Genomic DNA, 25,068 nt, shown 5'->3' with positions numbered 1-25,068 from the left:
CATCATTTTAGTTAAGGTTTTTGCTGACCAATACACTCATAACGTCATTAACGGTCGTCATTGTTACCTGAAACGTCAGTATCTGGCTCTCTTCATCCCATGACCATTGTGTGTTTAATTGTTTGCTTTTTTGTTCAGTATTTACTTTGTTGGTGGCGGTAACTTTCTTGGGTTTTGTATGTAGACCTCGTATTGTAAATGAGAACGTTCTGTCTTTAGGAGCGCCTTTGTATAATCCTTTGCCGTTGATCGTAAACGAGAGGGAATCTGCATCATGCGCACTCGCAAAATCCACTTGGTTGTATGCGTTTTCTGTGAGGCTGTTGGGGTCTTTCCCGTCATCATCATACCAGCGGTAATCACTTGTTTTTGCCGCCTCATCAGCATAATAGGTAATATCCAATTGTGCCGACGAATATGCACGCGTATTAGGAATATCCTTAGTACTTGGAATAAAGCTCCCTGCTTTAACAAATACTGGTAAGGTCTCCAAATTTGTGTTTATCGCACGCGCGCTACCTCCTATATATCGTTGACCAGAAAAGTAATCAAACCAAATGCCATCTGGCAATTCGACCATTTGACTCGTCGCTTCTGCCTTTAATACGGGTGAGACTAAAAAGTGCTCGCCCCATAAATAAGCAGAGGTGGTATTAAAACTAGCGTCAGAGTGATGCATAATAAGCGGACGCATCATAGGCATGCCCGTTAACGCGTTTTCGATAGATAAACTATAATTATATGGCAACAACCGGTAGCGTAATTTTACAAACTCTCTCACGATATTTTTAGTATTCTCATCATGAAAAATAGGTTCAGGTGCAATATGGTCCTGCGCATGCGGCCGATATACTGGCTGAAAAACACCGTATTGCATCCAGCGAATATATAGTTCAGGATCAAATTGCTCACCACCGGCAAACCCGCCTAAATCTGAATGGGTATAAGCCAAACCAAACATACTCATTTGTAAAGCTAACTCTACTTGTGGACGCAAACCAGCCCAAGAACGCTCTACGTCGCCTGTCCAAGGGATCATACCGTATCGCTGCGACCCTAAAAATCCAGCCCGCATCATTACAAACGGCCGCTCACTTGGTCTTGCTTTGCGCTGGCGTTCATAAACCATTTTTGCCCACTGATGTCCATAAGCATTGTGTACTTCATCAGCGGTGACATACTTATCATTCAAACGGTGTAAACTATCAGATGGGTGCACTTCTGGTTCGCCTAAGTCTCCCCACCAGCCAGCCACACCCTGTTTATTCAAGTCTTCATAAAACTGCCAAAACCAATCTTGTGCAGCTGGGTCAAATACATCCACTAAACCAGTATTACCAAAATAAAAGTCAAAACGACGAGGCGCACCGGCAATATTCTTGGCTAAGGCCTTATGCTTTACTGCAGATGCCCACTGCTTGGCGCTAGATAAAATAAAAGGTTCTGTAATGAGTATCGTATTCACACCGTTGCGATTGAGTGTATCAATCATGCCCTCAGGATCAGGAAAAGCATCGAGATCCCAACTAAGATTCCCCATATGACCTTTAATATCTTTACCAAACCAATATAGGTCAAGTACCAATGCATCTATTGGAAAATCCTGTGTTTGAAACGCTTCGATAACGTTCAAGGCTTCAGCTTGACTTCGGTAACCAAATCGCGAGGCATAATTACCTAGAGCCCACCGCGGTGGCAAAGGCTGCTTACCAGTCGCAGATACAAAATGCTTTACCGTATTAACTACGTTATCTCCTGCGGAAAACAGGTAAGACGTTCTGCCACCAACGGCGTCAAACTGCAAAATATTAGATTCGGTATGCCCAATATCAAGGGTGCCGCGTGCACTATTGTCAAAGCCTATGGCGTAGCCTTTTTCTGACATAATGGCTGGCAAACCAAAGTACATTTGGGTCGATTTGCCGTTATATCCATAGTGCGCTTTATTGTACAATGGCATTCGATGGCCGCGCCTATCCATGCCGAGAACCCGTTGCCCGCCACCCATTATTTTTTCGGGTTTATAGTCACCACTAAGGTCTTGTTCATTAAAGGCAAAACGAAAACCTCGCATGGTGTCGTGCACAAATAGACCTGGTGCCTCGGAAATAAGCAACTCACCGTCTCGAAAGTACTGCAACTTAAACGGCGACGTGTGCACATGAATATCAAAGCTAGGCAAGGATATTTTATAGCCTTTCTTGTCCCCTTCATTTATCCCAAGATCGCCAGAAACAGAATGCGAATAAGTCATCGGTGTGAGTGACACATCTACAGACTTAATGGCGCCTCGATCGATTGCAAAAGAAGGCAATTGACGAATATTGTCTGGCTGATAAAAGACCTCAACCGTCCCTTTGTTTAACGGAACAATGCTCACCTCACCAGTATTTAAGGTGATGTCAATACTCGTCGGTGTTTTTTGGATATCGAGCAGTTGAGTATGGGCAAATGAATTGTCATCGGCTGTAATGAGGGATGTCGATACAGCATCATCTGCAGCAGTTGCGGCGTTGTAGCCAAAACATAAGCCAATGACTACAATGATATTTGCGATTAAGTGGCGTGTTTTTTGAAATACGTGAGGGTAACCCATACATTCATACATAGTTTTCATGCCCTACTGCCCCACAACTCTGCTTGTTAATTGATTTACAGTGTTGCTTGCCGATACAGCTGCGGCAATATCAAGTTCAAGAATGACACTGCCTAGCGCATCAAGCCTTACAGGTATTGTGACACTGTTGTAGTTTTCAGCGACATTTAACATGTAAACATCGCCTGATATTACATCTTTAAGCGCATAGTTACCGCTACTCACCCCCCACTGCGCAATTAAATCAATTGGTAAACGTAAATCAAACTCGACAGCGTTTGTAGCAAAATTACTCATCACAACCAATGCTTTTGAATCGGTATGACGAACAAATGCCAGTTGTCGCTCTGAATAAGCGGATACCACAGACAAGTTTAGCGAATGCAGGGGAGTATATTCGCCAAACATAGCCGCATGGCGTGCAGAAATATTTGTCACATCAATATAAAACTGGCGTAGCGCTTTTTCAGCGTCTGATAAAGCTCCACCATCAAATTTACCGCCATTCATCCAACGCTGGTGTGCGGGTACGCCTACGTAGTCAAAAATACTCGTGCGGCTTGGTTTACCAAAACCAGCATCTTCATTGCCATCCTCACCGACATCTTGTCCAAAATACAGCATGCTTGGTGAGTCACTAATTAGCGCCGATACTACCCATGCTGGCTTGCCTTTTTCCGCGCTCCCGGTAAATTCTGGGCTAGCAATGCGTTGCTCGTCGTGATTTTCCAAAAAATGCAACATATTGGCTGAGATGTCGGCAACAGCGGCTTGGCTGTTAAGCACCTTTGATATGTCGCCTTGTCCTTGCATTACGTTTTTAAGATCATCATAAAAGCCTACCTTGTCATACAGGTAGTCCATTTTCCCGAGTTGAATATGGTCTCTGTATAAACTTGGGTTATACACTTCAGCTAGCAACAAGGTTTCTGGGTATTTTTGTTTGATTGACGCGTTTAAAAATGACCAAAACTCCACAGGCACCATTTCGGCCATGTCGAAGCGAAAACCATTCACCCCTTTCTTTAACCAATAATGCGCAATCGCCTCAAATTTATACCAAGAGTCTGGCAGTACCTTGTTTTGCCAAAACGCATGATGCGCACTCGTATCCAAAGTACGGTATTCTTCAGGCAAACGAGGAAAGTCATAACTACCATCAGGTCTAACACCATAGTTCACCTTAACGGTTTCATACCAGTCATTAATATTGGGTTGAGCTAAACGTGAGCCATTCCCTGTCCATTTAGCGGGATTTTCGTCAAATTTACCATCAGACAGCGGATGTGCTTGACCGCCAAGTGGTTTATATTTAGTTGATTCTGGCACACTAAACGTTTCGCCCGGTACATAATAAAAATTGTTGTCTCTGGCATAAGTACGAGTTACATCGTCCTTACTGCCAAAATTTGTTTGGCCTTCTGGTAAGCTTAAAGACGCGTATTTGCGCGCCACATGATTTGGCACAATGTCGATAATAACCTTTAGGTCATTTGCATGAGTGCGTGCAATAAGCGCTTCAAATTCAGCCAAGCGATGCATGGGATCAAGTGCAAGATCAGGGTTAACGTTATAGTAGTCTTTGACAGCATAAGGTGATCCAGCTCTACCTTTTACAACATCTGGGTCATCTGCACTAATGCCAATGACAGAATAATCATTCACCACGGCATGATGAGGCACGCCTGTGTACCAAACATATGACGTACCAAGCGCTTTAATACCTTGCAATGCCTCATCGGTAAAATCCGCAAACTTACCTACACCATTCTCTTCAATAGTTCCCCAAGGTTTGTTTGTTGTCATAGTATTGCCAAACAAGCGAGTAAACACTTGATAAATGACCGGCTTACCATGTCCCAAGGCATGGTGTTTCATTTGTTTGCTGCGGGTTTCATTGCGACTAGGCGTATTAGACATAAGGTTTTTCGGTGTCTGCATATGTGATTGCTTTGCAAGAGAGTCATCACTTTCTTGATTATAGGGACTACAAGCAAAAACAAGTACACTGGTACAGACGCAAAGTGCGACTTTACTCGCCATAAATAAAGAAGCGTGGCTCCCAAGCCATCGAGAAGATTGAATCATTTTATGCTGCCAACTAGTTAATTGGACACAGCATAACCGTTAACAATATGTTAAAACAATTACATACGTATTCAACGCGTTTGTCTTCGTGATTATTAGCTGTTAGGGCCGTTTATCCCATTAGCAAAGGTATTGAGTACGCGCCAATTTGCAGTGACTGGATTGTGAAAGCCCATCGTCTGATACAAGGCCTTAGTTTCGCCATTTTCATTCAAGGTCTTTACACCGTCATTAATCATTTGACCAAGAAACTCAGCAATATCACCTTGCTTTGTAACAACAAGCACTCGGCTTTCAGGAATAACGACTTTTATGCCCGGTACAGGTTTCATTTTAACGCCTAGCACCATTAGTTCTAATTCTTTGTTTTGCGGGAATTCCAGCAAGGTAAAATCCCCTCTGCCGGCTTGCATCACATTGACCAGATGCTCATAACGAGATGCGGGTACAACGTTTGAGCTTAATTCATTAATGATTCGCCAATCATGATTCCACGTTTTTATCGTCACGCCCGTAAATTTATCCAATACTTCGTCGTTATTGGCTAATGTTAAAGGATGATCTGCAAGGACATACACACCCTTTTCAAACTCACCCACTGGCAACACCGGTGTTGTCCTTAGTATACGCGCATGGTCAATATCAGAGACCCAAACGCTCTCAGACATTGTATGTACTAAGCCGTCTTCTACCATCCGAAGTGAGCGATTATAACTCGGTGATTCAATCAAAATAATGTTGACATTAAGGCGGCCAAGTTCAAAGGCTCGGCACATAATCATTAAACCAATGGGGGGGCGTTCTAATGAAGTAAGGTAAGTATCTAAATTGACGCATATGTCGCCATTTACCAACTCAGGATGATTGTCAACAATCGTTTTGTCGATAGCAATTTTGATATCAACAATATTACCATTCGTCTCATAGTTGGCGTGCCCTAAACTTGCAAACAGCAAACCACTGATAACAATTAGTAGTTTTTGCATCACGCTAACGTTAAATGCTTTCATGCAGTAGCAGACATTTTTTGGGCAATATATCTACGGCAAAACATACCACAACTCCAACAACATATAGCTCATCTGAGCTCAATTATTCGGCTATACCACAATGAATTCTAATTCTTATAAAACTACGACAAGTAGCTTTGTGACAAGTTCCTACTACTTTTAGCTTAGTTCTTTTATCTTCGTTCGTAAAGCGACATAACCGTTAACGCTATCATCTGTTTAATTTACATACAAATAAAATGTAAAAAAAGAGTTTGCACAAGGCAAACTCTTTTGTATTTTTACTATGTAAACTATCTGGTAAATATAGTTATAGCTTCAACACGGTCAACTGTGGGCTTGTGGGGTTTAAGCCTGACACCGTAAACCGATAGCGCCCAGCCTCTTCAACGTTTATCAATAAATTCGGAGGATTGTTTCCGCCCGACAAGCTAAAGTCACTGCCGACAAGTACATTACTATTCCCGTCTTCACCACCAAAATTAAACGTGGCCCAGTCTTCACTGGAAACTTTAAAGTTATAACTGCCTGCGTCTAACGAAACATCAACTATGTAGCTCCCCGAGTCCCATACAAGTGCATCATCCGTTCCCCAGCCATTCATGTCACCTCGGATAAATACCGTCGTTTCGGCAAAAAATGCAGCGTTATATACACTGACAAGCGGCGCGTTTACGTCTGACACATCTAGCACGAATACATAACTGCCTGCTTCACTTATACTTAAATTTAGGTTACCGCCATTTTCTAACAATGGCAAAGCTTGGCCAAGCTGGATAGTATTGTCATCAATATCATCTGACACACTCCCCAAGTTCGGCATCGCCCAATCCGCATTAGCAATCTTAAACTGATAGTCTTGCGCATCTAAATCGAGCGTAATGGCATATACGCCACTACCTTGATATGCCAATTCGTCAGTGGTACCCCAGCCATTCATGCCGCCTCTTACAAATATTGGCGTGCCAACAAACGGTTCTTCATTCGTTATCAATAAGGTAGGCGTACTTATAGATGAGGCATTTACTGTGAATACATAAGTACCATCAAGTAGTGGTGTAAAGCGCATGTTCCCCTGCCCACTTTCGAGGCCTTTGATAATGCCCTCATCAACACCACCATTATCATTCCCTAAGTTCACTGTCGCCCAATCTGCAGACGCAATTTTAAACTCTATTTCTTCGCCGCCAACAAGTGTCGCACTGACTTGATATACCCCATCACCCAAATATTCCATTGGGTTGTCTTCACTCCAACCATTTAGCGAACCACGCAAAAATACGTTTGTATCACCAAACGGCACAATGTCTGGCGCGCCAATGGTAGCAAACGCGGACAAACCACGTCCTTGTGCATCTCCTTGGTGCTTCACGAAAACAGCAATCGTTAATGGTGGTACAGTAAAACTACCTGCTACCTGCTCGTCAGTAGACGTATCGATGTAGCTGGCACTTCGCACATCTGGGTCGATTGAATTAATGAGGACAGGGTGTAAGTCAAAGTTTGATGCAGTGCGCACGTCAATAGATTTCTCTTGATATCCCGTGTTAATAATCACCATCAAGGCGTCATAATTGGGGTCTAGATCAATCAACGACGCCTGGTCTTCGCTTATGCTAATGCCATCATCAATACTCATGGCAATTAAGCCCTGCTGTTGATCGCTTCCTAAGTTATGAAAACCCACTCGCTGCTTAATATCGTCAGCGGTAGTTAACCTAAACAAAGGGCTGCTAGAACGAATACTCAAGAATTCCCTAAAAATAGTAGCCGCAAATTCAATCTCCGTCATCGAAGATGCTCTTTCAGGCGAGTTCATGAATTGTGATATTTCGGTCCAACGGCCTTCGTTGTCTTGCGCCAAAGGTAAACCGACATTCCAATTGTTGGTTTCCATAGTAAAATCAACGTAGTTAAACCAGTCGCCGGCGTCAAAGGTATTTCTATCCATCGATTTCGAGCGTAAGAAGTCACCGCCCATTTGTAAAAATGGAATCCCCTGAGACATCAAATTAATGCCTTGCGCCACATTCTGCGCCCTTACACGCTCAAGTAAACTCAAGTCATCTGGCAACACATAGTTAAACTGATCCCACAATGTTTCGTTATCGTGTTTACTGACGTAATTAATGATATCAGCAGGGTCAAGCGCATAACCACCAAGTGCACTTGTTTCAGAATCGTTGCCGTTACGGGTGCTAATTACAAAGTCAGTTAAGGTACCGGCCAAGCTCATCTTCACACGGTCTTGATCGTTTAGTGCCGCATCGGATGATTCTCTAGCAAAGATATTCCCTTGACGCACGGCTTCTCTGATCCTGTCGTTAAAAGTACCGATTTCAGTGCCGGCCATATTAAACTGACTGGCAATTTCAAAATCGCCGTAGCTCGATGTATTCTTACCCCAACCTTCACCATAAAAGTATGTATCGGGGTCGATGGATTTCACGGCGTCAAATAGGTTTACCATCGTGGTTTTTGACGCTTGTGACATGATGTCAAAGCGGAAACTATCAAACTTGTATTGACTCGCCCACATCGTAAGGGAGTCTTCCATCAGTTTTTCCATCATACGATTGCGAGGTTCAGTGTCATCACAGCATGTTTCTCGAACAATACTGCCCTCATTTATTGTATAACGGTGGTAATACCCAGGAACGACTTTGTCTAATACAGAGTTTGCAAATACACCCGATGCATTCGTATGGTTATAAACAACATCTAAGGCGACGCGTAAACCTACTTCATGTAAGCCTTGCACCATTTCGCGAAGTTCTATAATTCGTGCAACACCTTCTGGATCAGACGCATAACTGCCTTCCGGTGCGCTAAAGTGTTTAGGATCATATCCCCAATTAAATTGATCGACACCTCTAATCTGCTCCGTCAACACTTGCGCTGCACCTGGGTTAGTTAGCACGTCAAAGCTTTGATATAAGGCTGCGACTGTTTGGCTTTTATCTGTGCCGTCATTACATACTTGCGCAGCTGGAACAAGCGCACAAAATGATTGCACCTTACTCGTCCAATCAATAGAACGCGCACTGTCTTCATTCACTGTTGCAATGTCGTTTACAGGCAATACATGGAAATGCGTGACGCCAGCCTGGGCTAAACTGGTTAAATGCTGCATTGGTAACGAGCTTTTTTCTGTAAAAGCCAGGTATTTTCCGCGATTAGCTTCAGACGTACTTTGATCTCGAATGCTGAAATCTCTCACATGCCCTTCATAAATAACGATGTCTTCAAAATTCTCAACGGTAGGAATAGTATGCGTCTCCCAACCGTCGGGTTTTAAATCATCATCATTCAAATTCACGAACTGAGAGAACCTTCCGTTTGTTGACAAACTCAAAGAATAGGGATCAGTCACTTCAAGGACTTCAATTTTGCCGGTCACAGGATGATACACGGTAATTTCATAACGATAGAGTTGCCTGTCGGCCTCTTCGCCTAAACTAAGCGACCAAATACCAGTCGCGGTGTCTGCATCCATCTGATGACTTGTGACTAAGCGTTTGTCTTCACCATATAAGTTAAGCATGACATTAATGGCGGTGGGTGCCCAAAGGTTCGCATGAATGCTGCCATTTTCATAAAATGCCCCTAAAACTGCCTCATCTGCATCGTTTTGACCAGCCGTATATAATTGGTCTAGTACATTGGGTATTTGCACACCTGTGGCAGCAACAAGCTTCCCGTCCACGTCATAAGCGCCGAGGATAACTTGTGTTTTAAGGACCGCTTTGGCGTCTTCCGCTGACCAAGTCCCCATGAACGCTGGTAACCCCGATAAGTGCGGCGCAATCATTTGCTGAGACTCGGTGAGGGCTGACTCTGTTAGCTCAATTGCTGTACTATTTATCACGCCATCTTCGAGGGTTATTTCCATATCTGCATTTTCTGAGTAATGCAGTTTGACTGAGCTGACAACACTAAAATCAACGTTCCACAATAAAACATCAGTGTCTAACCAATGCGCCTGCGCGCCTTCAATTTTAACGGGCTGCTCACCTAAGCTATCAATTGGAAATTCAAAGACGCGTGGCTCGCCAGACAGAGTGAAATTCATACGAGCAAAGCGCGGGTCGTCTTGATCTAACTTGGCAGAAAAATCGCCACCGCCCAATTCTTTACCCGCATCATCAGTGCCAATGTGAATAATAAAATTGTGGCAGTTATCATGACCGTCTTTTAAATCAAGTATCCAATAAGCGCCATATGTTGGATCTATACCGTCATGCACGCGGCCATTAGCCCATTGTGTGTCGGCATCGGCATAGGCATCACAGGCGTCATTATTCCATGTGTGCAAACGCCATCCTTCATAGGCTTTATCGTTCGCGCTATTGTCAGCGTCCACGTCGGCTCTATTGTAATAAAGTACCGCCTGTTGCGCTGAAGGCGCAAACACAGGGTCGGGCAAGTTCTCGTTGAACCCCACCACACACGCATCATTACTTGCATTTGGCACTGTTGGCGCAGGGCAACTTATTGGTGGCGGTGGCACACAAGCACTGCCAGCCGCATTCGGTACATTGGGAACATTACAGGTAAGCAGTGTGTCGCCAGGTTCAATATCCGAACCACCGCAGGCAGTTAAAAACAACACTACAAATATCAGCGTAAATTTGCTTACCAATGAGCATCTTGTAAATAGTTTATTTAAATTTTTCATAATGAATACGTTAGCCCCAAGAAGTATTGCGTACCAAAATATTGGATAGTGCCGGTACGAGATTCGTTACCAAAGAATGACTTTGTCGGCTCATCAGTTAAGTTATTTGCTTGAAAAAGCACACTTATATTGTCATTGATTTGATAAGACGCCTGATAATCTACAACTAATTCAGAATCGAAGTTGACGACCTGATTATTGACCGCCACTTGCTGAGAAACAAAGGGGTCGCGGTAGCGAGCATTGATTCGCGTCTCGAAGCCATCCAATTCCCAAAACAACGTGCCTGAAAACACATTGGGTGACAGTCCGGGCAGTTCGGCGGTATAGATCCCACGGCTAGTATCCGCTTGCCTGACAATTTCAGTCTCGGTATGCGAATAGGACAAATTTACCCCCATACCAGACCATGCACCCGGTAAGAAACTGAATATTTGCGTATAAGCGAGTTCAATACCTCGAATGTAACCACCTTCAGAGTTGTTGATGGCGGTTGTATACGCACCATCCACCACCGGTACGCTAACCGTTAATGGATTGCCATCACTATCGAAAACAGGCAACAGCGTGTCGGGGTCATTTAAGTCACGTTCTTGCACCGGAATATCAATATTTTCGGGGACTTCAAACCCATTTGCGCGAAAGTCATATGGATCTGTCGTGTTGCGATCAACAAAAGACTCAATGTCCTTGTAATACAACGCTGCAACAAACGCACCGTCTGTTTCAGTGAAATAGTACTCATATGATAAATCGTATTGTGTTGCATAAAACGGGCGTAAAAACGGACTATTGCTGTTTTGACCGGATACTTCGGCTTCTGCACTAATATTGATTTCACCCGTATCAACATCGCGCTCAGCGATTGGCAGGCTCACGTCAACGCGCGCGTTCGCAAACATTTCATCAATGGGCGGTCTGCCCATTACTTTTGCAGCAGCAAAACGAATGTATTGATTGTCCGTTAATTGAAAATTAAGATTGAGTGAAGGCAAATAATCCGTATAGGTGTCTTCCAACACGACTAAACGGTATTGATCAGTTATTAAACCGATATCGTCTGCAATTAACTGCGCGCCAGCCTCAATATCACCGCCTACGTCTTGATAAAAGGTAGACGCTTGTTTGGTGTCAACCATGCGCACACCAATGTTACCAGACACAGGCATATCGCCTACTTCAAAATCAAGATTTGCCATGATATAGGCAGCGGTAATCTCTTCAAATACTTGCCCGCTCTCTAGCACAGACCATGATGTGTCAGGTCGAACAATGCCTTCAGTCGGATTTAAAACTCCTGAATATCCTCCCCAGCTTTGCACAGGTTGAGGCACACCGGTAGGAAACCAAGCGTTTAACGCACTATCTAAATCAATGGATAGATAACTGGGAAAGTAGTTAAAATCACCTTCCCAATCGACGACTTCCGCAAAATCGCTGCTTATTTGCAACGGTGGTTGCGAACTTAAGAAACTGGCGTCGCTGCCAAATTCAAACACACTACGGTCATTGGCGTATTCTCGGTCAGAATAACGTGCACCAAATTCAATTGACCGCACATATTCAGTCTCTAAGTCATAGCTAAAATCAAGTCGATAGGCATCAGACTCATCTGTATTTTGGAAGGGATAGATCCCGTATTTAGATACTAGCACTCGGCTAATGTCAGAAAATGCATCAGCTTGATTAAACCCAAGATCAGGCAGGTTAAGCCCGTTCAGTAAATAACTAATAGAAATATTCGTGTCGAGTACAGGCTCGTTTTGATTGGCGTCCTCAGCCACTAATGACCACAATAGGCCATTTCTAAAATCATTCTCACCAGAAGAGTGAGATATATCGATATTGACTGCCAATCGATCGTTAATTTGCCAATCCGCATTAACACCGACATTGAATATTTCGTCAAAGTCTTGGTTGTCATCATTCACAAGTTCCACACGCGTAAAACCACTGGCAACGCGATTAACAGTAGCGCCAATGAGATGATTGTCTTGAATGACTGGATTTGCAATCACGGCGTTTGGTGCCTCTAACTTTACTCTAAATCCGCGCGCAAATTCCTCGGAGTCAAACTTGGAATAAAAAACGTCACCTTTTAAAGTAAAGTTGTCTACCGGTGCCCATTCGATTGTTGCAACATAACCGTCACGAGTTTCTTTCCCCCCTTTATGTTGCATCTCAAAGCCTTCGGACATTTGCACGCCTTCGCAGCCAGTACAGTTGTCTTCTGTCAGTGTCTTGTTATAGGCAAGGCCAATAAACTGAGTTGATACGCTAGGCTGAAACAACCTCGCGTAGCCTAAAGCAAGGCCCAAGGTGTTATCTAAAAACTGCCCTTGATATGCAAAACTAATACGATGACCAAATTCGTCTGCATCAGCGACTTCACCCGCCCTATCGTTGTACATGCCACGAATATTGGCATTAAATGTATGCGTATCGTTATTTGATAATGGGCTTGCAGTGGTCAGTTCCACGCTCCCCGCAACACCACCTTCAATTAGTGATGCCTTGGGTGATTTATAGACAGCGCCGCTATATATGAGCTCAGTAGGGTACTGGCTAAAATCAATTGAGCGACTGCCGGTCGTCGATACTTGCTCGCGACCATTAAGTGTCGAGAATACAAAATCTCCCGACAAGCCTCGAATATTAATCTCTGCCGCCTGTCCACCCGTTCTTACCGCGGATATACCTGGCAATCGAGTCAAAGCATCCGCAATAGAAACATCAGGCAAACCACCTAAGTCATCCGCAGATAATTGCTCAGTTACAGTATCACTGAATCGCTTTTGATTGAGCGATTTAATCAGGCTAGTGCTATAGCCCTGAACTTCAATAACTTCAACGTCTTTGTCATTCGCGTTTGCGTCAGACACAACGTTATCTTGCGCGCATAGCATGAAACTGCTTGAAATCAGCCCTACTGTCACCAAGCATGACCGAATTGAATAAGTCACTTTGTTAGGGGAAAATTTTTTCATTAGTGTATCCCATGTATGTGTTAGCCAATCATTGCCTACATCAACGACTTGATTGCTAACTGATTTCATTGCCACATGACAATGATAGTTGTGATGAGTTTGTATGCTTTTTCATCAATTGATTATGAAATGTTACATTCTTGACATTTTTTTTACATTAATGTGCATACGTATTCATTGAATTAAAGGGTGAAAAACTAGAAAGTAGCTAACGCTGAGCATAAGGTGAACCCCTTGTTCTATTTAAAGATTACGCATAAACTGACATGTGAACGCACAATAATTATGTGCAATGTTGACAAGGAGATTGAAATGGAAAACGAAATAGAAGAATTTAAACCGTGGGGCATGGAGCTAAAGGTGTATTTAATGGCGATGCATTTAAGTCAACTTGCTGGTTTTATTATTCCATTCGGCGGGTTAATACTCCCTCTTGTTATGTGGTTAACAAATAAAGAGCACAACCGCGACATAGATAATCACGGCAAAGTAATCGTAAATTGGGTGCTGAGCGCAATCATTTATAGCTTGGTATGCTTTGTGTTAACCTTTATTCTTGTCGGAATTTTTGCATTTATTGTACTCGGCATTTGTGCACTTGTCTTTGCAGTAGTCGGCGCGATTAAAGCGCATGATGGTGTACTGTGGGAATACCCGGTTACGATTAAATTCTTAAAATAATCGACGCGCATAAGCACTGTACGTCAGGCACACTCGCATAATATATTAAGGCTTAAACCGCCTTTGTATAGTTTGCCAAAAATGCGTCATGTGTAGGTAGTTTCGCTATGGGCTCTTGTTTAATATCTCGCAACTGCTTCATCATATTTAACAATTGTGCCTGTGACATTGCGTTCGCAATAGGGTGATAGTCAGTAGGTTCAATGCCCTGTCCTAGCATCACTTGTAACCATGAAGACTCCAAGAAAAGATCATTCTGTTCTCTAAACAATTTACCACTATCCCGAAACAGTTTGATCTTATGCAGTAAACTCTCCGGTACTGACATTTCACGCATTTGTTTCCAAAACCGAGAATCGTCTCGCTCATTCACGTAATAATGCAGGATGATAAAATCTCTGATTTGTTCATATTCTATCTGTGATTGCCGGTTATATTCAGCAGTATTGGCCTCACTCATACCATTATGCGGAAACAGGTGAATCAACCTAGTAATCGCAGATTGAATAAGGTGAATACTTGTACTTTCAAGTGGCTCCAAAAAGCCACTAGATAAGCCAATGGCAACGACATTTTTATGCCACTGTTGTCGTCTGCGGCCGGTCCTAAATTGAATATGTAGGGGATCGCCAAGCGCTTTAGTATCAAGATTGGCAAGCAATAAGTCCTCTGCTTCTTGCTGACTATAAAACTGACTACTATAAACTAATCCATTACCATTACGATGTTGCAGCGGTATACGCCACTGCCAACCGGCTTCATGCGCAATAGCACGAGTATACGGCGCGGTATTTTCATGACGCTCAGAAGGCATTGCTACCGCACGATCACAGGGGAGCCAATGTGTCCAATCTTCATAACCAACGTTATAGTGTCGCTGAATTAATAGGCCTCTAAACCCAGAGCAATCAATAAAAAAATCCCCCTTGACCTGCTTACCATCTTTCAACATTACCCCGGTAATGTCGCCATTTACAGGGTCTTCAATTACGCGTTCTACGATTCCTTCTGTGCGCACTACATTCAATTTTTCGGCATATTTTCGCAAAAAGCGTGCATAAGCAGACGCATCAAAATGATAGGCATGAGGTAATTCGAGGACAGGATCTTTGGCGTTGATTTGCGCAAACTTTCCAGCTTCACAACATAAATAATTTAAATCGTAGTCCCATAAACTATGCTTTTCCCCACATTCTTGTTTAGCCCGTTGCCAAAAATGATGAAAATGACAAAAAGCCATCGAACGACCGGGTGCACCAAAGGTATGATAATAGTCTTCGCCATTCACTCGCCAATTTTCGAAGCGAATAGCTAACTTAATCGTCGCATTAGTCTCTTTAATGAACTCAGCTTCGTTAATACCCAGTACCTGATTCACTAATCTAATAGGTGGTATTGTGGCTTCACCCACACCAACGGTGCCAATATCTTCAGATTCGACTAATTCGATATGAATAGACGGCCCAATCACTTTTTGCAACAAAGCGGCGGTTAACCAACCCGCGGTGCCCCCACCCACAATCACGACTCTTTTAATTGTATTCATTGTTCACCTTTTACCTATTAGACATAAATGACACAAACTAGGTGTAAACACAATGCATAAGGATGGCGCAAAGCCTCTTTCAAACAAATATAAGATCATCACGCTCAAACCCATTGTAAATGAAAAAACTCGCTAACTTTCGTTAGCGAGCAACACAGAGGTACAACCTCACACAATGAATTCAATACATTAAAAGCTGTAATTAAACCCTAATAAGAAATTACGTCCGAATACTTGATACTGAGTAATTTGTCTAGGATCTGCTTCATTCGCCTGAATCGTTTCTTCATCTGTTAGATTTTGACCTTGAAGTGTAATTCGTAAACCTTCAAGCGCATCAATCCCAGACTCACTGAAATCGTACCCAATTTGCGCGTCAACCAATGTAGAACCTTGATCAACCGTTTCAGCTAAAGACAGGCTCAAGCCGCGTACTTCAGTAGCAAAATCATCACGTTTTCTCGCTGAAACACGTGCTTCAAAGCCAGAATTTTCGTAAAATGCCGTCATCTGATAACTTTCTTCAGACAAGCCTGGTACACGTGTACCGTCCTTAAAGTTGCCAGTTAAAAAAGTAGCACTTGCAAATATACCAAACCCTTCAAGTGCGTCGCTCACAATATGAAATGGTAAGCTGGCTTGCAATTCATAGCCACGTACAAAACCTTGCAAACCATCTTCAGGTGAATCAACTAACCCAAGGAAAGTCGCAGGTGTATTACCCTGTGAGTCTTGATGCAATGACGGAATATACACATCTGAGAAATCTTGAACCACTTTTGCCGTTCTGTGCCAGTTAGTTAAATCTTTGAAGAAATAAGACCCAGCCACATAGCCGTCGTCCGCATAATAATACTCATAAGCTAAATCAAACTGATTGGCTTCATATGGCTTAAGAATTGGATTACCGCCACTGCCTGACCATGCGCTACGTTGAGGATCTGTCGTAGAAATCTGTTGGTCATTAAACGCAAAGGTCGCCTGATTATTAGGACGCATATCATCCATACGCGGGCGCGAAATTGTTTTCGATGCACCAAGTCTCACAAATTGCCCCTCTGCGACTTCTAAGCTTAGGTTCAAACTTGGCAATACGTCAGTGTAACTGTCATCACCTTCTACCGGCGCCGCAATAACTAGCCCTTGTGCGTCACTAGTAACGGAGAAACCCGATGACATTTGGTCAGCACTCACCACTTGCAATCCAAAATTACCGCGCAAGTACATATCGCCAATATCAGTACTAATTGTTGCCTTCGCATAAATTGTGGCTAACTCTTCTTTAACGGTATAAGTATCACCTAAGCGATTTGGTTCAACCAGTCCCGCGTCGGTACTTGTGTAAAAACCAGAATTGAATAAAGACAAGCTGTCATAGGCCAATACACCATCAATACCTAAAAACCCTAAATTAGCAACACCTAAGACATTAGGAATTGGTCCTGAATTTGGATAGTCTGGTGATGTCAGGAAAAAGCCATTGTTATCTTTGCTTTTTTCTCTGTCAGAAAACGCGACGCCAAACTCAACATCTGCAATTACACCGTAATCTACCGCCCCAGTAACCTGAAAACGCGCTGTCGTTAAATCTTCTTCAAACAGCGGGTTATTCACAAACCCATCTTGTGCGTCAGACCCTATAAGCGGATGTCCCCATGCTTGCGGGCCAGCCAAGCGAATTAAATTAGGATCTGTTAAATCTGGTCCTGCAATTGTTGGGTGATCGCTATAAACAGCGCCGGTCGACGTCATTGTAAACGCTCTTGGTGTAATAGGTCTGCCTTCAACACCAGCACGGCCAACCCCAGAGTAACTCTCAACATCTTGCAGCTCTTTTTCAACTGAACCAGTAGAAATGTCTAATTCGGCAACCCAAGTATCATTGATTTCATATTCAACGTTTAAGCCCAATGTCGTTAAATCGGCTTCAGTACTTTCGGCATCATTACGTATGACAGAGTGGAAACCTTGAACCGTACCTGCAGTGACAAGACCATTGTCTACTTCTGTGATTGTGTATTCACTCGTCCCCCATTCAGGGCCGCCTTCTTCAAGACCACGTTTAATTTTGTCTTCTTTAAAATCAATGTATAACGCGTCTAATTTTAGGGATAACTTATCTGACGGTTGCCATTGAATTACTGCAGCAAGCGAGTCTCTATCCATTAAAGATGAACGAACAAATGAATCATGCCCACCAAGTATTAAGGTGCCCTCAGGCACAGTTACACCAGCAGCGGCTCTTTCAGGGTTTGCATTCGTATACCCCCAACCTCTAAAGTGCTGTTCTTGACTAGGCGATTCCATTGATGCAAACGTTAATGCGATGCCCAACGTGTCATCATTAATAGAATCCACATAGTTTAGAGAAAACCGATGACCTTCATCATCAAAATCTGGATTAGCTGAATCCAAGCCATTTTTCTCTAACAATCCATTAAATGTAATTGTTCTATCCTTACCTAGCGGATTAATCGTTTGTAAATCTACAGTACCGCCAATGCCTTGTTGCAATAGGCCTGCTTCGGGTGTCTTATAAACCAGTACATTCGATACTATTTCGGACGGGTATAAATCGTATTCGACACCACGGTTATCCCCCATGCCCAACAACTCTCGACCATTTAAACTGGTACCCACATAATTTTCATTAAAACCTCGTACCGACAAACCACTTGTGCGACCGTTGCGGCGCTCACCGGATAAACCAGGTAACCTTGCTAACGACTCTGCAATTGACGTATCTGGTAATTTACCAATATCTTCTGCAGATAGCGCTTCGACAATAGATGTGTTGTCCATCTTTATCGCTTGCGCTCGCATGAGTGAACCGCGAATACCCGACACTTCAATGACTTCAACGTTTAAATTATCCTCACTAGCAGGGGCTTCTTGTGCAATAGCATTTGTTGAAGTAAATGCTAAACCGCTGCTGAGTAGCGCTAGTTTAATTAAATTAGGTTTAAATTGTTTCATCAGAGTGTCCCATGATTTATGTACGGTCAGTCATATTCGCGTACTGTGCTTATTTTTATTGACGGGTGCATACTAATGGCAAGCACATCTGAATGACAAACTTCTGCATACGTATTCACAATATTTTTTAAACATTTATTTAACAATACACACTTTTTTGGATCGCGTATTGATGGCTCAACTTGCTGTATTTAAAAGGATTAATATCACTTAAGGCGCTACATCAACGCCTCCTTTTGAAGGCGTGAAAGTTGGCTGTATTCTGGTATAACGCTTACAAAATTTCACATAATCCATTATCAAAGATGCAAAAATAGGTGAATAAATCAATATGGCGAAATGACAATGTAGGCCGATATAGACAAGATAAACGTATGAACATAAGAAGATGCATTTATCTTGCCTTTCAATGCATTGGTATACAGCAGTGGTATAAAATAAAAAATGACTAAAAGCTTGCGAGTGGAAATTGCCGTATTAGCCTTCTCGTCAATCACTTTTGTAAGTGTATTGACCGTATGGCTATCGATCGCGTCGTTCGATACGCTATATCAAGAGTCTGCTAGTAAGGACTTAAACGGTTTATCTGAAAACTTAGCCGTCGATCTCATTCCATCGGTCGATGAACAAGATGAATTCACCATTTATAGAATATTGTTACGTTTAGGCCAATACGACAATGTTCGCTACGCGGCCGTCTTAGATAACGACAACAATGTTATTAGTTCGTATTTAGGCAGAGTGATTACCAATAGCCACTCAGTTGAAGAAATCATGTCATTACCGCCGGTCAATTATGACGAATATTACGCGTACTCTGAAGGTATGCATCAAATAAATAATAACATTTTGGCGAAGAAACGAATTGGCGATATGCAACTCCCACTCGGTTATCTAATCATTGTAAACGACATATCTGAACCACTCACTAAGAGTAAATACAAGTTATTAGGCTCGGTGATTCCTTGGGCCTTAATCACGATGATTTTCGCAATTTTGATTATTTTAGGTTTTCAACATAAAGCCTTATTGCCCCTTGTCCGTCTGAATAGCTTCATGCGGAAAATAAGAGAAACAAATGACTATAGCCTCGTCGCTGAGCTAAAAGGTAAACAGGAAGTACGAGACCTTACCCAAGGTCTAAACAGTATGTTGGAAGCAATAAACATAGAGGTAGACAAAAACAAGCAAAAAAATAGATTGTTGCTCACGCAACAAAAAACCATGGAAAAACTTGCCAACTACGACAGTTTAACAGAGCTACCCAATAGACAGTTTTTTATGCAAAAACTTAACGCCTCTCTAGAACAGGCAAAAATCTATCGCACTGACATCATTTTATTCTTTTTCGACCTCGATGGCTTTAAGCAGGTCAATGACTCGTTTGGACATGAAATTGGGGATAAGCTACTCCAAAATATTGCAGAAAAAATAGTCAGTTTTGTAGATAACAACGCAAACGTGGCTAGGTTAGGCGGGGATGAATTCTTAATTTCTTTTGAAGAAACATTCAACGTTGAACAAATTGAAATAAAGGCACAAAAATTCATTTCACACCTATCTACTCCAATGAATATTGATAACTGGAAGGTACAGGTTGGTACTAGCCTAGGCATCGCAAACGCTAAATCAGCCAATTACAAAATATCTCAACTTATCACCAATGCCGACGTCGCGATGTATCAAGCAAAAGCTTCCGGCAGAAATACTCACCTTATCTTCTCACCAGCAATGATAGAAACAAGCAGAAGAAAGCTCAATATAGCCAACAACATTAATGATGGGATTAAGGAAAATGAATTTAGCCTACGTTATCAACCTAAAGTAAATAGCTTGAGTGAAGTGGTTGGATATGAAGCCCTTGCGCGTTGGGATAACAAAAAGCTTGGAAACGTTTCTCCAGCTGAATTCATTCCAGTGGCGGAGCAAAGTGGCAAGATCTCAGCAATTACATACTGGTTAGTACATCAAGTCATACAAGACATGCAGCAAATACTGGACATTAATAGAAAAATAAAAGTATCGCTGAATTTATCTGCACATGACTTAAAGGACACCTCACTGGTCACCTTAGTTGGTAAACTACTCGAAAAACACAATATAAACCCTATGAATCTGCAGTTCGAAATTACTGAATCTGCATATCTGGAAAATTTCGAACTGGCCAACCAATTCATATCACGTATAAAAGAAATGGGTTGCTCTATTGCATTGGATGATTTCGGCACGGGTTATTCTTCGTTGAGCTATTTAACAAAAATAGACATTGATACACTAAAAGTAGACAAGCAATTTATTGACAATATTTGCGTGTCAGAACGCAACGCCATTATCACTAACATCATCGTGGATATGGCAAACGCGTTAAATCTGGAGGTGTGTGTTGAAGGCGTTGAAACGCTAGAACAAAGTGATCTCTTAGCAGGGTTTGGTTGCCATACACTACAAGGTTACTATTTTGGCAAACCTGAACCGCTAAATTCGGTGCTTACCGCCTTACAGAAATAATCTATTTATTCAGTAGAATAGATGACAGTTAAGCCATCAGGTATATCCATAGTTGATGGCAAATACGTAATTGTGCCCTCATTATTTTGCACGTATGCTAACAAAGAATCTACGCTATCAAACTCTTGAGGGGGTTTATTACGTCCACTAAAGCGCATTTGCGCCCAGTAAGACTGTATTCTGGATTCAGTCAATCCGACAATTTTAGTATTAAATAGAAAACGGACTGGGCTTTTGGGCGACAAGGCGACAGGCAGTAGCGGAATACTACTATTATTCCCCATAAAAATATCTCGTACTTGCCTTTTTTCTATGTCGATTGGTGCACTCTTTGTATTTGCAACAATAATAAGCGTGCTGTCATCAGCGTTTGTATTAAAACAAATGATTGAAAATAAAAACAATAGCGTCACGCTTTTCATCAGTACACCCACTCAAGGCCAATTTGATAGAGCCTTGCCTTTCGGTCAAAAGAGTTTGTACTAATGTCAGTGAAAAATGCGTCTTCACCCGGCTCGCCATTTAAAAAGCTGACTTCTACTTTTGCGGCAACATTGTGCATAAAATCATAACGAAGACCCACTGAAATCGATTTGAGAGAATCAACCAACAAGTTATCGATAAAATTGTCATAACCAAACGACAACGCATCTAACTGAGGGTTTACACCTTTAGGGATAAAGTTTTGTGCTGCTTTTACAGTTGCATTCGACCCTGCATAGGTCACATGTGTTTGAATGCCATCAAAATTGTAACCGACGCTAAGGTAGTAACTGTCTACATTAGGCACCGTTAATACATCAGAACGAATACTTATCCATTCTGCAGCCCAAAAATAATCTAATGAATCATAGTTTACGCCTAATTGATAACCTCTCGCGGTACCATCAAAACTAAGTGAATTTGCGTTATCTTGAAACCCTGCAGCTGACAATATTGCAGAAAACTCTTTAATTTCTGGAATGTCAGCGTCAAATTTAGATGACTGCATATAAGACGCTCTGAAGCCTAAGTTGCCGTAGTTTGCAGTAGCAAGTAGACCGACAATTTCTTCAACATCTAGTCGAATATCACGACCTCTAAATGAATACTCATCGTCATGTATCCCGAAATAAGCCTCTAGCTCAATGTGAGTCTGTTTATAGTCAAAATGATAAGTAGAGGACACGCCTTCATAATTAGAGAAAAAATATGAGCTATATACTTGTTGAGGTGGCGAAATCCAAGGGTACGCAAAACCGACGTCAATCACGTCGCTGTAACGAAAAAACGGCGTTCTCATTTTACCGGCTTTAAAACGCCACGATACATTGGGTTTATAGCTAAGATATAACCATTCAGCCCCAGATTGTCGTTCGTCTCCAGAATGCGCTAATAATTGTGCGGACACTGTGAGTGTGTCAGATATTGAAAAATCACCTTGAACAGCAATAAGAGATTGTTGAGAAAAACTGACTTCATCGTCGTAGCCTTCGTACCTTGCTTCATCAGTGTCGAGGTAACCGCCCACAATGCGTCCAAACGCAGAAAACTCGGCAAACTCAGATGCTGTTGCAGGTAGGTGAAAAAAAACTAGTCCAGACAAAATAGCTGATATTAACGTTTTTTTTAGCTGCAAAAACTCGTTTCCATAATCTTTTAAATTACAAAAAAGTATAGCATTCGCTGTGAAGTATGCTTGGATTGAATTGGGGTTTTACGTATATATTTTTATACAAATGTATATTGAATGACTGCTTAGTTCCGCTAACTTAACAATTGCGACATCCCATATGATCCTTACTAACGTAAGCACAGACACCATTAGAACAACAGGCAATAAAAAACCCGGTAAAACAACCGGGTTTTTATGTGTGCAAATGAGTATAAGTAAAAATACTTACCAGCCAGTGATTTCTCGTAGGCCTTTACCAATTTCAGCTAAAGAGCGCACCGTTTTTACACCGGCGTCTTCAAGCGCTTTAAATTTATCATCGGCGGTTCCTTTACCACCAGAGATAATTGCACCTGCATGACCCATGCGCTTGCCCGGAGGCGCCGTAACACCAGCGATATAAGATACAACAGGCTTTGTAACATTAGCTTTAATGTATTCAGCAGCTTCTTCTTCAGCAGTTCCGCCGATTTCACCAATCATTACGATAGCTTCAGTTTCAGGGTCTTTTTCGAACAATTCAAGAATGTCGATAAAGTTAGAGCCTGGGATTGGGTCACCACCAATGCCGACACAACTCGATTGACCAAAACCTTCGTCAGTGGTTTGCTTAACCGCTTCGTAAGTCAAAGTACCAGAGCGTGATACAATCCCAACTTTACCTTTCTTATGAATGTGACCTGGCATAATACCAATTTTACATTCGTCAGGTGTAATAACGCCCGGGCAGTTAGGACCAATCATACGCACGCCTTTTTTGCTTACGTATTCTTTGCAATAAAGCATATCGATTGTAGGTATACCTTCAGTAATACAAACAATCAATTCAATACCTGCGTCTGCTGCTTCAATGATTGAATCTTTACAAAATGGTGCTGGGACATAAATCACGGTTGCCGTTGCGCCAGTTGCTGCAACTGCGTCTTTTACCGTATCAAATACCGGTAAACCTAAATGCTCAGTGCCACCTTTCCCTGGTGTTACACCACCAACCATTTTTGTGCCGTAAGCGATTGCTTGCTCTGAGTGGAAAGTACCTTGACCACCTGTAAAGCCTTGGCAGATAACTTTAGTGTCTTTATTAATTAAAACTGACATTATTTGCCCTCCGCAGCTGCAACAACTTTCTCAGCAGCATCCGTTAAAGATTCTGCTGCAATGATATCTAAATCTGAACCAGCCAATACTTCACGGCCAAGATCAGCGTTAGTACCTTCAAGACGTACAACAACTGGTACGTTAACACCGACTTCTTTGACTGCACCAATGATACCTTCTGCAATCATGTCACAACGGACAATACCGCCGAAAATATTCACCAATACAGCTTTTACGTTGTCGTCAGACAGAATGATTTTAAATGCTTCTGCAACACGCTCTTTAGTTGCACCGCCACCTACATCTAGGAAGTTAGCAGGTTTGCCGCCATGTAGGTTTACAATGTCCATTGTACCCATCGCAAGGCCTGCGCCGTTAACCATACAGCCAACGTTTCCGTCTAGTGCAACATAGTTAAGTTCAAACTGCGCAGCATGCGCTTCACGCGCATCTTCTTGTGATGGATCGTGCATCTCGCGTACTTTTGCTTGACGGTATAGCGCGTTACTATCAACACCTAATTTTGCATCAAGACAATGCAAGTTTCCGTCGTCTTTGATTACCAAAGGGTTCACTTCGATAAGTGCAATGTCTAAATCTTCAAACATCTTAGCAAGGCCTAAGAAGATTTGAGTAAATTGCTTCACTTGAACCCCTTTAAGGCCAAGTTTGAATGCAATTTCACGCGCTTGGAAAGGCTGAGCACCCACAAGTGGATCAATTTCAGCTTTCAAGATTTTTTCAGGGGTTTCTTCTGCAACTTTCTCAATCTCAACACCGCCTTCAGTAGAGGCCATGAATACAATTTTACGAGAAGTACGGTCAACAACTGCACCTAAGTACAGCTCTTGAGCGATGTCTGTACACGACTCAACAAGAATTTTAGTTACTGGTTGCCCATCCGCATCAGTTTGGTAAGTAACAAGGTTTTTACCTAGCCAATTTTCAGCAAATGCTTTAATGTCATCTTTGTTTTTAAGTAACTTAACACCGCCAGCTTTACCACGGCCGCCCGCGTGTACTTGACACTTAACAACCCATTCGTCGCCGCCAATGCGGTCTGCAGCTTCTACAGCTGCTTCTGGAGTATCAGCAGCATATCCGTCAGATACCGGCAAGCCGTACTCTTTGAATAACTGTTTACCCTGATATTCATGCAAATTCATGGTGATTTATCCGATCTTTTAGAGTGATAGACTAGGGATCTAGTCTGGTTAAGGGACGTCGAAATCGCCGTTGACTTCGA

13 protein-coding genes are annotated in these 25,068 nt (G+C 42.4%); 2 read left to right on the top strand and 11 right to left on the bottom strand.

Going from position 1 to position 25,068, the window contains the following annotated elements; all coding sequences use genetic code 11:
- Positions 1–7: 7 nt before the first annotated feature.
- From QQK00_RS02425 to QQK00_RS02405, 5 genes are all read right to left on the bottom strand, one after another.
- Entirely contained in the window at positions 8–2,617 is a 2,610-nt protein-coding gene (locus QQK00_RS02425) for a glycoside hydrolase family 31 protein (RefSeq protein WP_284215888.1), read from the bottom strand.
- Between the two features lie 3 nt (positions 2,618–2,620).
- Positions 2,621–4,639, bottom strand: a complete 2,019-nt coding sequence (locus QQK00_RS02420) for an alpha-amylase family glycosyl hydrolase (RefSeq protein ID WP_431307729.1) — start codon at positions 4,637–4,639, stop codon at positions 2,621–2,623.
- A 140-nt stretch (positions 4,640–4,779) separates the two neighbouring features.
- The gene (locus QQK00_RS02415) at positions 4,780–5,694 is read right to left on the bottom strand and encodes a hypothetical protein (RefSeq protein ID WP_284215887.1); all 915 of its coding nucleotides are present in this window, start codon (positions 5,692–5,694) and stop codon (positions 4,780–4,782) included.
- Positions 5,695–6,004: 310 nt separating this feature from the next.
- Positions 6,005–10,372, bottom strand: a complete 4,368-nt coding sequence (locus QQK00_RS02410) for an alpha-1,6-glucosidase domain-containing protein (RefSeq protein WP_284215886.1) — start codon at positions 10,370–10,372, stop codon at positions 6,005–6,007.
- Positions 10,369–13,359: a TonB-dependent receptor gene (locus QQK00_RS02405; RefSeq protein WP_284217542.1), complete on the bottom strand. Its 2,991-nt coding sequence runs from the start codon at positions 13,357–13,359 to the stop codon at positions 10,369–10,371. Before QQK00_RS02405 ends, QQK00_RS02410 begins: the two co-directional genes overlap by 4 nt.
- Positions 13,360–13,671: 312 nt before the next feature.
- On the opposite strand from QQK00_RS02405, the gene QQK00_RS02400 reads away from it, so the two are divergent.
- A complete protein-coding gene (locus tag QQK00_RS02400; protein WP_284215885.1) occupies positions 13,672–14,040 on the top strand; it encodes a DUF4870 domain-containing protein in 369 nt (122 codons plus the stop codon).
- 52 nt (positions 14,041–14,092) lie between these two features.
- On the opposite strand, the gene QQK00_RS02395 is transcribed toward QQK00_RS02400, so the two are convergent.
- Both QQK00_RS02395 and QQK00_RS02390 read right to left on the bottom strand, forming a co-directional pair.
- Positions 14,093–15,586 (bottom strand): tryptophan halogenase family protein, encoded by a 1,494-nt coding sequence (locus QQK00_RS02395; RefSeq protein WP_284215884.1) that lies wholly within the window; start codon positions 15,584–15,586, stop codon positions 14,093–14,095.
- A 189-nt stretch (positions 15,587–15,775) separates the two neighbouring features.
- Positions 15,776–18,562 (bottom strand): TonB-dependent receptor, encoded by a 2,787-nt coding sequence (locus QQK00_RS02390; protein ID WP_284215883.1) that lies wholly within the window; start codon positions 18,560–18,562, stop codon positions 15,776–15,778.
- A gap of 444 nt (positions 18,563–19,006) precedes the next feature.
- Between QQK00_RS02390 and QQK00_RS02385 the strand changes: the two genes are divergently transcribed.
- The gene (locus QQK00_RS02385; RefSeq protein ID WP_284215882.1) at positions 19,007–21,070 is read left to right on the top strand and encodes a putative bifunctional diguanylate cyclase/phosphodiesterase; all 2,064 of its coding nucleotides are present in this window, start codon (positions 19,007–19,009) and stop codon (positions 21,068–21,070) included.
- A gap of 5 nt (positions 21,071–21,075) precedes the next feature.
- Here the strand turns inward: QQK00_RS02385 and QQK00_RS02380 are convergent, their stop codons facing one another.
- From QQK00_RS02380 to sucC, 4 genes are all read right to left on the bottom strand, one after another.
- On the bottom strand, positions 21,076–21,492 hold the full coding sequence (locus QQK00_RS02380) for a hypothetical protein (protein WP_284215881.1): 417 nt from the start codon (positions 21,490–21,492) through the stop codon (positions 21,076–21,078).
- Positions 21,492–22,688, bottom strand: coding sequence for a hypothetical protein (locus tag QQK00_RS02375; protein WP_284215880.1), 1,197 nt, complete (start codon positions 22,686–22,688; stop codon positions 21,492–21,494). The genes QQK00_RS02380 and QQK00_RS02375 overlap by 1 nt, the downstream gene beginning before the upstream one ends.
- Before the next feature lie 261 nt (positions 22,689–22,949).
- Positions 22,950–23,822 carry a succinate--CoA ligase subunit alpha gene (gene sucD, locus QQK00_RS02370; protein WP_284215879.1) on the bottom strand — a complete coding sequence of 291 codons (873 nt, stop codon included), beginning with the start codon at positions 23,820–23,822 and terminating at the stop codon, positions 22,950–22,952.
- Complete coding sequence (sucC, locus tag QQK00_RS02365) at positions 23,822–24,988, bottom strand: ADP-forming succinate--CoA ligase subunit beta (RefSeq protein WP_284215878.1); 1,167 nt, start codon at positions 24,986–24,988, stop codon at positions 23,822–23,824. The genes sucD and sucC overlap by 1 nt, the downstream gene beginning before the upstream one ends.
- Positions 24,989–25,068 lie beyond the last annotated feature (80 nt).

It is taken from the genome of Agaribacter marinus (assembly GCF_030160655.1).
GTDB lineage: Bacteria > Pseudomonadota > Gammaproteobacteria > Enterobacterales > Alteromonadaceae > Glaciecola > Glaciecola marina.
Note: the sequence above shows the minus strand (reverse complement) of the source record. Positions and strands in the feature narration are given on the sequence as shown.